This window comes from Clostridium sp. LBM24168 (genome assembly GCF_052953915.1).
Genome location: NZ_CP196861.1, coordinates 1,773,068 through 1,786,360 on the forward strand (window position 1 = coordinate 1,773,068; position 13,293 = coordinate 1,786,360).

A 13,293-nucleotide genomic window follows, 5' to 3' on the forward strand; every position below is an offset into this window, starting at 1 on the left:
TCCTCATTCATTTTTTATATATTCAATTATTCCTTTTATATTGTCTTTTCTTGTAAAATCCACAGATTTAGCGTACATGGCAATTATCCCTTTTTCATCAGCCGTTAAATTTTTTTTGAATCTTAATGTTAATTTAAGCAGTTTCATGAGAAGTTTGTCAAAAATATTCAGTCTACTATAATCAAATCCACCTCTCAAATAGAAAAAGCATATATATTTTTGCTGCTCGGGAGTAAAATTTTTATCTCTAATTTCAGTCATAACTTCTTCTCTTAAAGGAGATGCCCCAGTTGCAAATACAACAATTTTCTTACCTTTAATTTTATCCAGATTTTGGGTTATAAATTTTATTCCGTTGATGCTGACAGCATATAAGCCGCCTCCATAGATAACAGTATCATATTTTACAATCATATCCACAGTAACTCTGGTAAATTCAAAAATATCTGCCGAAAGCTCTTCTGCAATCCATTTGGCATACTTTTTCGTAAAGCCCGTTTTTGACCTGTATACTACAACAGTTCTCATTTTACATCCTCCAAATCATATAAAACATTTAAACTTTAAAAGTTGTTGGTTAGATTATAGCATAAATTCTTTGATTTAAAGTTAAATTAGGTTCTATAAAGGCAACAAAAGTAATACTAATTAATAAAAGATATAAATTTATTGGAAGGTACTATATGTTTAATAGGTTTTTCTATACACTAATCAATTATTATGACGAAATTAAAAGTAACCATTTTCCACAAGCATCCGGTACATTTATTCAGCCGGACATGGTAATGGATTGGGATGATTCAAAATGGCAGAAGGAGCTTTCATATTTAAAAGAAATCAGAATGAAATACATTGTCATGAACACTTTTATTGTCCAGGATAAAAATATTAGAAGAGTATATAAGACCTCAATAAAAGATGAATCTGAAACAGGTTCCCGTGATACAGTGGATATCTGTCTAAGAAACTGTGAAAAATCTGGATTTAAAATATTCCTTGGAATCAATTATAATACCATGTGGTGGAAAATAGGACCTCGGAAACCCACCTGGCTGTATAAACAAATGAGAAAGGATAATTTTGCAATTCAGGAATTATACGAAAAATACCATAAAAAATATAAAAATGCCTTCTTTGGCTGGTACTGGGTATATGAAGTTGATAATCTCAATTTTAAAAAGCGGAATGATTTTAAGATACTGGCCAACGCTGTCAATATAAACTTGAATTATATGGGAAAAAGTAATACAAGACTGCCCGTTATGATATCACCTTTTATGAACTCAAAATATTCATCTCCAGAAACTTATGCCGACAACTGGAGATATTTTTTCAAACTGTGCAATTTCAAAAAAGGAGACATCTTCTGTCCCCAGGATTCCATAGGAGGAGGTGGTCTGAATATATCAGAATTGAGAGAATGGTTTAAACATCTTAATAAAGCTGTAAGATCAACAAAGGAACTCTTATTTTGGGCTAATGTTGAAACCTTTGATCATAATAACTGGTGCAGCGCACCCATGAAGAGATTCATAAGACAGATGAAAATTGAAAATCACTTTGTAGACAATATAATGACCTTTTCCTATAGCCACTACTACAGCCCGAATAATATAAAAAACGGTTTCCATAGAGCCTATAAAACATACATATACCAGCATAAAATTTATAACGAACCTCCTGAAACACCAAAGTGGTTTAAAATCAGCAAAGTGAACAACAACACTTTGATTCAATGGGAAATATCCAGAGATGCAGCAGGATACAAATTATATTGCAACGGGGAGGAAATTTACTCTTCCGCAGTCCAAAGAAACTACGGCGGCAATAAAAAACAACCCTTGGGAGAATTCATACACAAGAATTCCCCGTTAAAATCAAAATATGAAATAAGAACTATTGATTTTTGGGGAAATATGTCAAAAAAAGTTACAGCAAAATTACAATAATCTTAATTTATACATGAATTTATAATGGCATCTGCAACCAATTTGAGCTTCGATTGATCTATAGTTGAAATTGTATCATGCGGACCGTTTATTTTTAAATTTTTATCGTAGATCTGTCCTATACATAATGACGGAATTCCATTATCGTCAAAAATAGTGTAATCACTAAATTCACGATCTGTTTTCTTTACATTCATATCTTCAGGCTTTCTTTTTAATAATGTAACAGCAAAATTTTTCTTGCCATTCATAGTAAATATATATGGCTTACTGGCACCTTTTTTGGCTATAGAATCAATATTTATTACTGCTTTTATATTTTCTTTTTCATTAGATGACAACCTATTTATATAATATCGTGAGCCTATTCCTCCCCCAATTTCTTCGCCTCCAAAAAAGATAAACTTCAATTCATAATCACTTGATACATTTTTCAGCAGCCTGGCTGTTTCCATAACCACTGAAACCCCAGAAGCATTGTCATTTGCACCTGCAGAGTCTTTCGCAGAATCATAATGTGCACAAATAATTATTACACCTTTATTATTTGAATTGCTCTCTTTAACTGCTATCAAATTCTGACTTGTGCTTAATCCTCCTCTATTACTTTCTTCAAGGATAGAACTAGAAAATGTCTGTATCTGCGTTTCATATCCATAGGACTGGATTTTATTTTTTATATATTCACAGGCTTTCTTCTCATTATTTGAACCAGCCTGTCTATTACTGGAAGCCAGTACCTTAATAGTATTCATCATTAACTGTTGATTTGATTCCTCTAATAAATCATTGGATGCTGTCGTTGATTGTTTTTTATCACTAAAAGATAACTTACTACAACCTAAAAAAGAACAACAACTTATTATTAAAAACATAAGTATTAAAACTCTATATTTATTTTTCATAGCTTGCTCCTTAGATATTTTATTTCTTCAGGAAAAATTTCTTGTACTTAACCCATTTGCTTAGATTATACCATAAAAATACACATATAGAGAATGCCTGCACAAGGAGGCATTCTCTATATACATTGCATTAACTTCACAACCAGAAATTATAAATCTACTTTCCATATCGTACTTATTCATGTACAGGCCTGAACCAACAAGGCAGCCTCCTACTCCACCAAGGCCCATAGCATTGCTTCCTTTGGAGATTATCGTACCTTCAGCTGTTACATTTTTCATTTTAAGATCTTTTACCAGGGCAGAACTTGTAGTAGTTCCTATAATTCCTACTCCTACAGAACCTTTGCTGTTTGTATTTAAATTAGAATATCTGCTATCAGTTTGAAATGTTTATCTAAATATTTTCTTACATTATTCAACTGATCAGCAGTAGCAATCTGATATGGATCAGCTTCTGTATCACTTCCACCTGCAAATAATTCAATATCTTCTGTTTCTGATTTTCCAATCTGTGGTACATTGGCATTTCCGTTAACAGTCATAGTACTTGTGCAGTTTTCTACCGTAGAATTATAGGCATGACCTGCAATAGTACCTACAATCTTACCGCCTTCAATACTGCCGAAAGTCTTACAATCTACTACCTTGTAAACGGTAGGAACTGGTCTGTACTCTTTATATGCATCAAGATAGAAACCTCCTCCTACTATACCACCTATTCTTTCAGCACTGTCTGCTGCTTTGATAGAAGCATTGGCAGAACAATTCTTAATAAACGTTGGATTTTCTATGTCATAAGTACCTGCATTTCCTACAAGTCCACCAGTCATACTGCTGTTTTCTCCAACGGTTATTGTTACATCTGCACTACAATCTTCCACAGATGGACTTTCCTGTGCCGCACCGGACAAACCGCCAATACTAAAGCTTCCGTTTCCCACTGCAGTTACAGTGCCAGTTGCACTGCAATTAATCAAAGAGCATGCTTCCATACCGCCAGCAAGCACTCCTGCACCCTGTACATTATCTCCAATCAAAGTGATATCTGCATTTGCATTAGAATTTTTAATATCACAGAATCCGCCTCCTACAATACCGCCTACCAAAAAACTTCCTGTAATATTGTTTTCTCCAACAAGTGAAATTGATTCTGCAGCATTTTTAAATGAAGCGTATCCTATAACTCCTCCAACCAATTTGTTGCCGGAAACTGTAGTATTTTCAACTACAAGATTATTAATTGATGCATTATCTCCTGCAACACAGCCAAATAAGCCTACGCCTGAATCATCACTTCTTGAGATATTGATATTTGAAATTTTATGTCCGCCACCATCAAAAGTACCTGAAAAAGCAAGGTTTAAAACAGGATTTTCTTCATCCTCCGGTTTGTCAGATACAGCTTTGAAGATGCCAATAGGTTCCCAATTTGCATAACCTGCCAAATCTATATCTTCCGTTAATACATAACTCTTATTTAAATATCTTCTCACTCTATTCAACTGACTAGCAGTAGCAATCTGATACGGATCAGCTTCTGTGCCGCTGCCCCCTGCAAATAGTGAAGCTTCGGTATCGGCCTTTCCAATCTGCATTCCGCCTGCATTGCCATCAATAGTCATGGTACTTGTACAATTTTTCACGGTAGAATTATAGGCATAACCTGCAACAGTACCAACTTCCCTACCTCCGGTAATACTGCCTTCAACACTGCAACTTTCAACTGTATACACAGAAGGAGTAGGATAGTAATCAAGGCCTTCTATATAAAAACCGCTGCCTACCACACCACCTATGCGTGAAGCACTTTCCGGTGCAGTTATATCTGCTTTTACAGTGCAGTTTGAAATTACAGTAGGATTATTTTCATCAAAGGTTCCTGCATGTCCTATCAGGCCACCAATCATAAAATTCTTTTCAGCTGCAGAAATAGTAACATCTGAACTGCAGTTCTTTACATATGCCCCTTCGTGAACGCATCCTGCTAATCCACCTATAGAATAAGCTTCCTTTCCATTAACAGTAATACTGCCTTTAGCACTACAACCGCTTAAAGAACAATTTCCAAGACCTCCAGCTAATATTCCTACTAAATTATTTCCATCACCATTAATAATTATATCTGCCTGTGCTTTACAATCGGTGATATTAGAATTCATTGTACCACCAACAATTCCACCTACGTTGGCACTTTTGTCATTTCCAGTGATTTTGTTGTCACCAATGAGTTCAATTTTTTCTATTGGAGATCCCGCTGCCTGATGTCCTATTACCCCTCCAACTAAATCACTGTATCCAGTTACATTTACATTTTTCACAGTCAAGTCATGAATGACATTGGATTTATTTTCATTTTGAGTGATGCAGCCAAATAAACCTATTGCCATATCTTTACGGTCAATCTTTAAATTGGAAATCGTATGTCCATTACCATTAAAGCTGCCTCTAAATGCCACCTTAGGATCTGGTGTTTCTGCATCCTCCGGTTTATCGGATAGAGGCTTAAAAGCACCAATAGGTTCCCAATTTGCATAGCTGGATAAATCAATATCTGCTGTGAGAATAAAGTTTTTGTTTAAATAACTTCGCACCTTACTGAGCTGAGCTGCAGTGGCAATTTTATATGGAGAAGATACAGTACCATTTCCTCCTGCAAATGAATTACTACCAGAAGAGCCTCCACCTCCACCGTCACTAGAACTTCCTGAATTCCCTTGATTATCATTCTCAATAGAAGAGTTTATATTAACTAAAGCAGTCACTATATTTTCAGATACAAGTTGAGTTCCTCCTATTGCTATTACTTTGCTGTTTTTATCAACTTTGGATTTTATTATATTAACTGTATCTTTATTTATAGTACCATTTACTAATATTATAGGGTTACAATCTTTAGATGCCAGAGCTGAAACAGATAATGCATCTGCAAATTGATCCACTCCATTATACTGGGCAGAGGCAAGATATACACTACCAAAATTTATATCATTTTTAAATTTGTCAAGTATTTTTTGGTTGCTTTCATATCTGTCCTTTCCATATATTCTTTCGGTATTTTTAAATATGCCCTCTATATCTTTTGATACTAGGGACTCTCCCCCTATTATGTAGGCTTTTTCTACACTGTTATTTTTTGAATACTCTAATACATCTTCCCTTCTATCTGCTAATAGAATAGGCATGCCCTTGTTAGCAGCTATATAACTTATAGAAAGTGCATCTGATGAAGCTTTTCCCGAAACCAACACTACCGAAGAACTTTTTCCAACTTTATCCGCAATTATTTTTGAAGTATCGTATCTTGTAGTTCCTCCTAGTCTTGTTACATCACTAGCCTTAGGTACTGCAGTTTTTATTTCAGATATTATCTTGTCAGATATAACTCCATTTCCACCTATAATTACCACTTTATCAGGATTTAACCTTGATAATTCTTCCTTTGTACTTTCACTTAAACCTGATTTACTTGTAAGTAGAATTGGTGCATTATACTTCTTTGCAAGAGATGAGGCGCAAAGTGCATCTGGAAAATTTTCTCCATTGCATATTACTACACTGGAAGCACTTTCCCAACCATTTTTGCTTATAAGTGATGAAGTTTCATATCTATCTTTTCCAAAAATTCTTTTTTGGTTTAAAGAATATGAAGATTCTGCAAAAACAGTTGTCGAAAATAACATTACCGCACCCACTATTAATCCTAACATTTTTTTTAACTTCAAATAGATTCCCCCTTTAATACTTGATTTGAATATAATTTGTCAGCAAAGCCATATCAAATGATATTCATTATCATTATACAGATATTTAATTATACTGACTACTCCATTTAGTCTTTTTTCACTCCATTTAGTCTTTATTTTTTCAGAAACAAATCTCTTGTTTTTAACCCATTTCCCCTAATTAACCTTCTCCATCCCATTTCTGCAGCAAGTTTATATAAAAACCTCGGAAAATTTGCTGTAATAAATATATTTTCCTCTGAAGTACACTTCAATATATTATCTGCAAGCTGTTTAAATGCTTTCTCCAGGTTCTTTTTAGGTCCATGACCAATTTGTACATTTTTTAACGATATAAGCATTCCTCCTGCACCAATTCCAATTCCCTGTCCCCATTTAAGTCCTGCTTTCATGCACCAATTCTCCATTATTTCAATTGCCAGCTTATTCTGATGGCCTTCGTAAAATCCACAATTCACCAGACAATAAACTGTAATTTCTTTTTCCCCTATAGATGCAAATAACATTTCCAGCTGAACAAGACAGCTTAACAAATGAGATGGAATTCCATCTACATACAGAGGAAAAGCAAATACAAGAATATTACAGTCAGCTAATTTTTTCATTTCTTTTACACTTAATTGTCCTTTGTTAAAGTGATATTCAGAAATTATACTGTTACTGCAATCTAAAAACGGCTTCAAATCCTGTAATATACAACCAGAAGCACTATTTTCAATTTTGGGACTTCCATTAATAAGAGCTATTTTCATAATATCTGTCCTTTCATTTCATTAATGTCATGAATAAATGTAACTTCATTTGCACTGCAAGCCAGATTAATGGAGTTTGCCCTCACCAGCTTTTGTGCGGTACATTTTTCTTTTTCAGTTATATCTTCACCATAAAACCATACCTTCATATCCATGCGGTTGTCATAGCGCCTTCTATGATGCATTTCCCCATTTTTCATTACAAAATAAGGGTGCAGATATGAAATACTCCGATCCAATATATTTTTAACAAATGGACTATATCCACCATAGCAGCACCTGCTTATAATGATAAAATTTCTACATTTTGACAGATATTCTCCCATATCACTATACTTGTCACGTATCACACACCTGGCTGGTGTTTTTACCCAGCATCCAAAACATCCTATGCAGTGATGTATCATACTATCCTTTGAAACAACTTTTACTTCATCTGATAAATTGAAAAATGCTTTTTCAAATTCATTAATTTCCAAATCATGTATCAATAATTTCATTTTACTGCTCCAATCGTAATATAAATATATACTAAAATATAGTGAAATAAATACTTTAAGTCAATATTCAAAGTATGATATAATGGTTATAAAATTAATATGTACATGTTTGCGGAGGAACCATTTTGGTTGAGAAGGTTAAAACCTGACTCTTGGAACCTGTTAAGTTAATACTGGCGTAGGGAGCAAGCAAATTATCTTAATTGATTTAAAGTGCTTATTCTTCCATATAAGTACTTTTTTTATTTGATTATACACAAAAGAGGAGAAAAGTAGATGACAACTTTTTTAGAAAATGAAGATATAATTAAAAGACTGGAACAATACCTTCAATATTTTAAAGACAAGAATATAAGCATAAGTATAGAAGGAAAATCAAGCAGGTTATTATCCTATGACAGACCTGTATTTCATAAAAATATTAAAAGCATTGTAATAAATTCTGTACAAAAAGATAATAAATTTGAAATAGAATTATCCTCCATAAAAAGTTGTACTAAAGATGTCTGTGGAGGATTACAAGATGTACTGATAATATTAAATGATAACACCTATATACAAATTTATAATAAATAATTGCTTATAGTTCATTGATACAATTTCAAGAACTCCTTCTTTATATCATAAATATTTTTGTATCCCCCACTCAAGTCAAATAATTTTTTTATGAAATTTATCTCATGACATGATAATTCCAGTTCTTCATACCAGGGCTTTTTTATTCTCGACTTTTTTACAAAAGAAGAATAATGTAAATAAAGAAGTAAGTGCCCGAAATATAAAAAATCATCATAAAATTTATATTTTACATTATCAACCTGTCTTGCAAGTCCAAAATCTACAAGATTGACCCTATCTCCATCTATAATTATATTGGGTATTCTTATATCCCTGTGCACAATATTTCTCTCGTGAAGATACTGCATTATATTTATTGTTTTAATTCCTATTTTATAAATTTCTCTCCGATTAAATTTATACATATCATTGAACAGCATATCCTCCAAGGTTTTCCCCTTCTTGAATTCCATAATATAGGCATAAGTCGTATTATTTTTTACCATATCAAATATTCTTGGAATTGAAGGATGATTTATCGAAGCAAGTATCTTATTTTCAAGCAGGATCTTGTTTCCTTGCCTTTTCACCATTTTAGGTTTGATTTCTTTAAGTACATACTGCCTTCCATCCAACTCGACCAGATAACATATCCCAAATCGTCCTTCTCCTAAAAATTTTACAACTACATACCCACCATAAAAAGAACCTGGTGGGCATATCTTTTTCTTAAAAAACGAAATCATGACCGTGAACTTTTGTAGTACCTTTTACGTCTTTTTGTAGAGTCATCGGAATAGGATCTAGAAAATGAGCCGAAGCCCCTTAAAAGCCGTCTTAAAAATCCCTCTCGTTTGTAATAACTGCTGCCTCTCTTATAATCTCCATAGCGCCGTCTATCCGATGATCTTGAAAAAAAGCCCATAATATCATCCTCCAAACCTTAACACATGTATTTGTTATAATATAAATTAATAATACCATAATAACAATACTGCATCAATTTTTCCTCTTATTTCCATGGCCGTTTATTTCCCAGCCATCCCTGATTTCGCCAGTACTCTTTATCAACAGGATTGATAGTAAATCTTTTCTGCATAAAACGCATTGTATAAAAGAGGATTTTTATTTTCATGCTCGGTTTTATATTATGACATTTACGTAAAATTTTAGCAGACAGCTTTACCACATCTTTTTTAATCCTGTCTTTTCTCTTTTCACTTACGCCCTGCCAATTAACAGCTGCAACTGCTTTGCCGTAGGCAAATATCCTGCCCACTCCCCAAAAAGTTAGACTATCCACAATATCTCTATTGGCCGATTTCATACCTCTTCCGGCAGCTGTTGAAATAACTAGAGCCATTTTGGAAAACATAGTCTTATTAGGACGGTGTACCATCCATTGAAAACCAAAATGATCAAGTAGTGCTTTCATTTGTCCACTTGCATGGAAAACATATACGGGGCTTGCAAATATGATTAGATCAGATTTTTCAATTGCTTCCCTTATCAAATTAACCTGATTATAATGAGGACATGATTTTTCACTTATAGTAAAACATAAACTACATCCACAACAGAAATTGGACATATCTTTTGGAAGAAAAAACTCTATAATTTCACTCGTTTCCGATTTTAGTTCTTCCAAAAATAACCGCGAAATATTATAGGTACTTCCCTTGTGTTCCGTACCATATACTGCCACAATTTTCATAAAATTCTCCTTACTTAAGTATTACAAGAATATAAAAATCACTCTAGACAACACCATTCCTATCACAATTCCGCCTATAATATCAGTAGGATAATGAACACATAAATATACTCTTGAAATGGATATTAAAAATGCCAGACCCATGAAAATTATTTCATATTCTACAAAATATTCAGAAAGAACACTTGCAACAGCAAAAGATGATAAAGTATGACCGGAAGGGAAAGAATAGGATATAGGTTTTGCAATTATCACCTTGATATTCTTTGCCATATTAAAAGGTCTGGAACGTTTTATCAAATTTTTCAGCACTCCTTCTCCAACAATTGTACTTATTATCAAAGTGATTAATACAGCTTTTCCTTCATACCTATATTGTTTATGTGTCAATAAATAAGTAGATATTGCAATCCAAATAGCTCCCATATTCCCCAGCTTTGTCATCATGCACATGAATATATCCATATATTTGTTTTTTAAGTATTTATTGATAAAAAGCATTATGCATGTATCAAATTCCCGCATCAGCACTATCATTATTCTACCCTCCAAAACTATGAAGTCTTCCTTAAGCTATTGTATCATTTTAGAATTCAAGATGCGTTAAAACAATGTAAAATTTATTTCATTATGACAAAATCCATCACATCTTTCCTCATGCTTTGTGGAACTTCCTTTGATGCTTTACCCAAACGTACAAGCATCTGTATGGTATATCCATCTGGAGCATAGTTTTGATGAACGCTTTTATATAGCTCTTTCATTTCAGGATATTCCTCCAGAACCTGACTGAGAGGCTGCATGACAAGTCCCATGCTGTGGGCTTTAAGTATTAATCTACTGTAAAGCATGCCACTTTTTATCTGGCTAGAACGACTATTATCCTTTGTAATAATCATTGCGTAAGCTGGAGTATTATCCACAGATACCTGAGTAGACTTAATAAAATTATCCGATGCAGCTTTTCCAGTATTCATCCATGGGAAAAGAGTGACTACCCCTTGAATAAGGTGCTTCATAATTCCTGATGTGCCCTGCCCTTCAACAGAAAATCCATATCTATATTTGTTCTTCTGATATTCATTGGAACGAAATATAGTCTGTGATTCTTTCATCGCATCAGTCACATTTGCCTCAACGACTGCTCCCTGTATTGCATAGCTGCTCAATTTATCCATATCTTTCTTATCTTGAAAAATTTTTATCCACATTCCACCATCGGTATTGATTTTTTTCAACTGATTTATCTGCCCGAAAGTTAACTTAGTAGACATGTATGCCATCCTATTAGTATCTGGTAAAAAAATAAAATTATAAAGAGGATTGCTTCTAGGGCTTAATTTCGTCAATGTAATTTTTGCTACTGGTTTGGTTTCCATGCTTTTCAATAATTCCTTTTCATTATAACCACCTTCAGGGAATAAATCCATTGTAGTTTTATACCCCAACTCATCTCCCGCTACATTTACATACTCCAGAAATGTTCCCTGGGTAATCATCATTTGCCGTGCAAAAGGATCCACCGCAGATGTTAAGCGTTCATTATCAGCATATAAATAAAACACCTCGCGGTTATTTTTATCCAGCCGTATTTTCCATGGCTGCATGTTATGGCCGTTTGATGACAACAGGCCATGGGCTGTAAGACGTATCCTAGGATCGTTAAATTTTTGAGAATATGCCTTTTGCCATGGTTCCAAATACTCTGATTTTTCAAAAATTCCGCTTACCAAAAGTAAAAATACGAAAACACCAGCAAGCACTATTACAAAGCAAGAAAATATAATAGTCATTGTTCTTTTAACCTTCTTTCTGTTCATTTACAATTCCTCCGCTTTCAGCTTTTATTGATCTCATAATAAGCTCAAAAGCTAATGATATTAGCTCTTCAGGTGTTGTTCCGTGATAATTTTCAATATAGTTCTTTTTTTTATTCGCAGTATTGTACACCCCAAGCATGCAAGACCATAATACAAGTGCTGTTTTTACAACATCCATATCACTGCGTATGGATTTTTCCAAAATACCCCTTTTCAATGTCCCTGTCAAATATCCCAGTATTTTTTCTCCTAGAGCATAACATTCCTCTCTTGATTGATCTGAAATTCCTCTTTCAAAATCCATTTCACCATTTTCATATTCCATAATTGCCTTAAAATATTCCGGATAGTTGTTACTAAACTTATATATTACAAAAGACATCCGCTTGATTTCTTCAATTGCATTGCATTCTTTTTCTTCCTGTAATCCATCATGCAGCATATTGATTAATAACTTATATCCTCTTATCATAACTTCAAAATAAATTTGCTCTTTGCTATTAAAATACACATACACCGTTCTCTTACTGAATTCAGCCTCCTTTGCCACATCATCCATGGTAGTATTGTCATATCCCTTTGTAAAAAAGGCTTTCTCTGCTGCTTCGATAATATCTTTCCTGCGGATCTCCTTTTCCTTTTCCCTACGTTCATTTATTCCCAACAATTACACCTCTTTCAATCTCAAGTTCACCCAAATGTCATGAAGTAAACTTATAGTTTACTTCATTTTATAGTATATTTTTAGCTCTGTCAATACCATTAACTTAGCAACATTTTTCCATTTGATATTATATAATAAAAAAGGTCATCAGCAGTTCAGACTGCTGATGACCTTTCTACTTTTTTCATCGATCTATCACATTTTGTCCATTCCAGGCATGGTACTTATAATTTCAGGATTTACCATACCAAATATCATTGCAACATGAGCAACTATTAAAAATCCCCCTACAAGGATAAAATGAATTTTCAGTTTTTCTTCACTGCTCCTGTTTCTATATATTAATCCTAACTCCATAAGTGCTATTGGTAGTAAGAACACTACCCCACTTAAATAAAATCCTACTGCAACTACATCCACCCAGGTATGCCATCCACCACCACTTGTAAGCGGTATAACTGCATTTACAAATAAGTAAATGAATATTCCTGTAAAATAAAAACCATCAAAAATTCCAACAATTTTATTTAAGGTTCTTATTCCACCTGATTTAATTCTATTATATATTATAAAAAATTCTGTAATAGTGAGAGCTTCAGCACATATTACGGGTACAGCCATAAATATAATCAAATTCCATGGCTGGTTGTCCATCAGCAATGACATATAGTGTGTCATGTTCATG

At 33.6% G+C, this 13,293-nt stretch carries 14 protein-coding genes and 1 riboswitch; of the genes, 2 read left to right on the forward strand and 12 right to left on the reverse strand.

Translation table 11 applies throughout. The features are described 5' to 3' along the window. Nucleotides 1-3: 3 nt before the first annotated feature. On the reverse strand, nucleotides 4-528 hold the full coding sequence (locus ACSVC9_RS08745; protein WP_446897108.1) for a flavodoxin domain-containing protein: 525 nt from the start codon (nucleotides 526-528) through the stop codon (nucleotides 4-6). A 155-nt stretch (nucleotides 529-683) separates the two neighbouring features. Here ACSVC9_RS08745 and ACSVC9_RS08750 point away from each other — a divergent pair, with 155 nt between their 5' ends. After that, nucleotides 684-1,949 carry a DUF4434 domain-containing protein gene (locus tag ACSVC9_RS08750; protein ID WP_446897109.1) on the forward strand — a complete coding sequence of 422 codons (1,266 nt, stop codon included), beginning with the start codon at nucleotides 684-686 and terminating at the stop codon, nucleotides 1,947-1,949. A 2-nt stretch (nucleotides 1,950-1,951) separates the two neighbouring features. Here ACSVC9_RS08750 and ACSVC9_RS08755 read toward each other — a convergent pair whose 3' ends face one another. The 5 genes from ACSVC9_RS08755 to ACSVC9_RS08775 all read right to left on the reverse strand — a co-directional run bounded on the left by ACSVC9_RS08755 (nucleotide 1,952) and on the right by ACSVC9_RS08775 (nucleotide 7,852). Further along, the gene (locus ACSVC9_RS08755) at nucleotides 1,952-2,854 is read right to left on the reverse strand and encodes a M28 family peptidase (RefSeq protein ID WP_446897110.1); all 903 of its coding nucleotides are present in this window, start codon (nucleotides 2,852-2,854) and stop codon (nucleotides 1,952-1,954) included. A 60-nt stretch (nucleotides 2,855-2,914) separates the two neighbouring features. Continuing rightward, nucleotides 2,915-3,136: a hypothetical protein gene (locus ACSVC9_RS08760; RefSeq protein ID WP_446897111.1), complete on the reverse strand. Its 222-nt coding sequence runs from the start codon at nucleotides 3,134-3,136 to the stop codon at nucleotides 2,915-2,917. A gap of 77 nt (nucleotides 3,137-3,213) precedes the next feature. Beyond that, nucleotides 3,214-6,579: a cell wall-binding repeat-containing protein gene (locus ACSVC9_RS08765; protein WP_446897112.1), complete on the reverse strand. Its 3,366-nt coding sequence runs from the start codon at nucleotides 6,577-6,579 to the stop codon at nucleotides 3,214-3,216. A gap of 134 nt (nucleotides 6,580-6,713) precedes the next feature. Continuing rightward, nucleotides 6,714-7,352 (reverse strand): hypothetical protein, encoded by a 639-nt coding sequence (locus ACSVC9_RS08770; RefSeq protein WP_446897113.1) that lies wholly within the window; start codon nucleotides 7,350-7,352, stop codon nucleotides 6,714-6,716. Beyond that, nucleotides 7,349-7,852: a flavodoxin family protein gene (locus tag ACSVC9_RS08775; RefSeq protein ID WP_446897114.1), complete on the reverse strand. Its 504-nt coding sequence runs from the start codon at nucleotides 7,850-7,852 to the stop codon at nucleotides 7,349-7,351. The genes ACSVC9_RS08770 and ACSVC9_RS08775 overlap by 4 nt, the downstream gene beginning before the upstream one ends. Nucleotides 7,853-7,955: 103 nt before the next feature. After that, nucleotides 7,956-8,054, forward strand: a riboswitch (TPP riboswitch). Nucleotides 8,055-8,128: 74 nt separating this feature from the next. Between ACSVC9_RS08775 and ACSVC9_RS08780 the strand changes: the two genes are divergently transcribed. Further along, nucleotides 8,129-8,428: a hypothetical protein gene (locus tag ACSVC9_RS08780; RefSeq protein WP_446897115.1), complete on the forward strand. Its 300-nt coding sequence runs from the start codon at nucleotides 8,129-8,131 to the stop codon at nucleotides 8,426-8,428. An 11-nt stretch (nucleotides 8,429-8,439) separates the two neighbouring features. Here the strand turns inward: ACSVC9_RS08780 and ACSVC9_RS08785 are convergent, their stop codons facing one another. The 6 genes from ACSVC9_RS08785 to ACSVC9_RS08810 all read right to left on the reverse strand — a co-directional run bounded on the left by ACSVC9_RS08785 (nucleotide 8,440) and on the right by ACSVC9_RS08810 (nucleotide 13,292). After that, nucleotides 8,440-9,156 carry a serine/threonine protein kinase gene (locus tag ACSVC9_RS08785; protein ID WP_446897116.1) on the reverse strand — a complete coding sequence of 239 codons (717 nt, stop codon included), beginning with the start codon at nucleotides 9,154-9,156 and terminating at the stop codon, nucleotides 8,440-8,442. Between the two features lie 266 nt (nucleotides 9,157-9,422). Further along, the gene (locus ACSVC9_RS08790) at nucleotides 9,423-10,124 is read right to left on the reverse strand and encodes a flavodoxin family protein (protein ID WP_446897117.1); all 702 of its coding nucleotides are present in this window, start codon (nucleotides 10,122-10,124) and stop codon (nucleotides 9,423-9,425) included. A gap of 21 nt (nucleotides 10,125-10,145) precedes the next feature. Next, nucleotides 10,146-10,661 (reverse strand): phosphatase PAP2 family protein, encoded by a 516-nt coding sequence (locus tag ACSVC9_RS08795; RefSeq protein WP_446897118.1) that lies wholly within the window; start codon nucleotides 10,659-10,661, stop codon nucleotides 10,146-10,148. An 83-nt stretch (nucleotides 10,662-10,744) separates the two neighbouring features. Beyond that, nucleotides 10,745-11,944, reverse strand: coding sequence for an Acg family FMN-binding oxidoreductase (locus ACSVC9_RS08800; protein WP_446897119.1), 1,200 nt, complete (start codon nucleotides 11,942-11,944; stop codon nucleotides 10,745-10,747). Continuing rightward, nucleotides 11,925-12,608, reverse strand: coding sequence for a TetR/AcrR family transcriptional regulator (locus ACSVC9_RS08805; RefSeq protein ID WP_446897120.1), 684 nt, complete (start codon nucleotides 12,606-12,608; stop codon nucleotides 11,925-11,927). Before ACSVC9_RS08805 ends, ACSVC9_RS08800 begins: the two co-directional genes overlap by 20 nt. Nucleotides 12,609-12,803: 195 nt before the next feature. Beyond that, complete coding sequence (locus ACSVC9_RS08810; protein WP_446897121.1) at nucleotides 12,804-13,292, reverse strand: DUF6803 family protein; 489 nt, start codon at nucleotides 13,290-13,292, stop codon at nucleotides 12,804-12,806. Nucleotide 13,293 lies beyond the last annotated feature (1 nt).

Bases quoted from the DNA above. Each gene is read 5' to 3' on its own strand.
- ACSVC9_RS08755 (WP_446897110.1), bottom strand. From the start codon at position 2,854: ATGAAAAATAAATATAGAGTTTTAATACTTATGTTTTTAATAATAAGT.
- ACSVC9_RS08790 (WP_446897117.1), bottom strand. From the start codon at position 10,124: ATGAAAATTGTGGCAGTATATGGTACGGAACACAAGGGAAGTACCTAT.
- ACSVC9_RS08775 (WP_446897114.1), bottom strand. From the start codon at position 7,852: ATGAAATTATTGATACATGATTTGGAAATTAATGAATTTGAAAAAGCA.
- ACSVC9_RS08785 (WP_446897116.1), bottom strand. From the start codon at position 9,156: ATGATTTCGTTTTTTAAGAAAAAGATATGCCCACCAGGTTCTTTTTAT.
- ACSVC9_RS08780 (WP_446897115.1), top strand. From the start codon at position 8,129: ATGACAACTTTTTTAGAAAATGAAGATATAATTAAAAGACTGGAACAA.
- ACSVC9_RS08810 (WP_446897121.1), bottom strand. From the start codon at position 13,292: ATGAACATGACACACTATATGTCATTGCTGATGGACAACCAGCCATGG.
- ACSVC9_RS08750 (WP_446897109.1), top strand. From the start codon at position 684: ATGTTTAATAGGTTTTTCTATACACTAATCAATTATTATGACGAAATT.
- ACSVC9_RS08760 (WP_446897111.1), bottom strand. From the start codon at position 3,136: ATGAAAAATGTAACAGCTGAAGGTACGATAATCTCCAAAGGAAGCAAT.
- ACSVC9_RS08795 (WP_446897118.1), bottom strand. From the start codon at position 10,661: ATGATAGTGCTGATGCGGGAATTTGATACATGCATAATGCTTTTTATC.
- ACSVC9_RS08770 (WP_446897113.1), bottom strand. From the start codon at position 7,352: ATGAAAATAGCTCTTATTAATGGAAGTCCCAAAATTGAAAATAGTGCT.
- ACSVC9_RS08800 (WP_446897119.1), bottom strand. From the start codon at position 11,944: ATGAACAGAAAGAAGGTTAAAAGAACAATGACTATTATATTTTCTTGC.
- ACSVC9_RS08745 (WP_446897108.1), bottom strand. From the start codon at position 528: ATGAGAACTGTTGTAGTATACAGGTCAAAAACGGGCTTTACGAAAAAG.